Raw genomic sequence first — 1,228 nt, 5'->3', positions numbered from 1 at the left:
TATATCATCTTAAATATAATAGGGATCCTCGTGGTGTTAGAAAATTAGAATTTTTTCTTGATCCGAATGATTTAAATCTATTAAAAAAAACAATTCCAAACTATTCTTATGATTCAATAAAGATTGCAATCTTAGAACTTATTGAAATTTACAAAAGTTTAAGATCTTCTATTTTTCCATCAGAAATAAACATAAACAAAAAAGCAGAATCATTAGCTACTGATTATTTAAATAGCTTATCTTGATAATATGCTACGGCGTATAACTGCGGCTGACACGCTTCGCTTCGGGACTTACGCCCTCGCTCGGTCTGCGACACATAGGCTTTCTGTCACTCCCCTTGCATGCGCAAGTGTCGTGCCAGTCCCTAACGTCCCGTTCCGGGACTCAGGGTCAGCCTACGTCGTGTAGCCTAGTTCGTTATGCGAAATAGTGTGAAATTTTGAGTAAAAAGAATAAAAATGGATTTAAAACAAGAAAAATTGGAAGAGATACTTAGAAAGTACAAAGCTCAGCCTGTCGGAAATGGATATATAGATGTTATCGTAAATAGAGATTATTACAAAGATTTTATAGCTGAGTCTATTTTTAATGATTTCGAGATAAATGCTATTAGTTGGTGGGAATACACAAAAGAAATAAGTGATAGAAAATTTGGAATGGGTGGACCAAAGAGTTGGTTTTTTGATGGATGGTTTGCCGAAATATGTACCAAAGATAGTTACGAAGAATTTAATATAATGGAATACACATCTCGAAAGGAACGAATTGATACAATTCTAGAAAAAATTCACTCTAAAGTTTTTAAATATTTTGATGGAAATATCTCTTTTCTAAAAAATGAAGAATTAATTCCTGCCTTTTGGTTCAATGTACCTGATTCATGGATAAATCAATATATTGGAACTTAAAACACACTACTTCGCATAACTGCGGCTGACACGCTACGCTCGGGACTTTCGCCCTCGCTCGGCCTGACGGCACATTGTCCTCCGTCACGCTTCTTGCGTCGCAAGAAGACGCGCCGACGCTAACGCCTCGGAGAGGCTCAGCTACGGACAACGTCGTGTAGCCTAGTTCGTTATACGCTATGCATTAAAGTATGACTCAGGACATGGGTAACACTTTTGTAGCAAGACATAGGTAACACTTTCTGGTTTCTCATCCCCTAGAACACCTTTACAGGAGGGCTATGGGGATGCCTTGGAAGGAGAATCAGATCGTGGAT

The 1,228-nt window shown here is 38.0% G+C and carries 1 protein-coding gene and 1 pseudogene; both read left to right on the top strand.

Features of this window, described 5'->3' with window-relative positions; genetic code table 11:
- A pseudogene (locus DI060_RS19110) lies at nt 1–245 on the top strand (nucleotidyltransferase domain-containing protein); the annotation flags it as partial.
- A 216-nt stretch (nt 246–461) separates the two neighbouring features.
- Nucleotides 462–911, top strand: a complete 450-nt coding sequence (locus tag DI060_RS18815; RefSeq protein ID WP_108978551.1) for a hypothetical protein — start codon at nt 462–464, stop codon at nt 909–911.
- Nucleotides 912–1,228 lie beyond the last annotated feature (317 nt).

It is taken from the genome of Leptospira ryugenii (assembly GCF_003114855.1).
Classification (GTDB): Bacteria; Spirochaetota; Leptospiria; order Leptospirales; family Leptospiraceae; genus Leptospira_A; species Leptospira_A ryugenii.
Note: the sequence above shows the minus strand (reverse complement) of the source record. Positions and strands in the feature narration are given on the sequence as shown.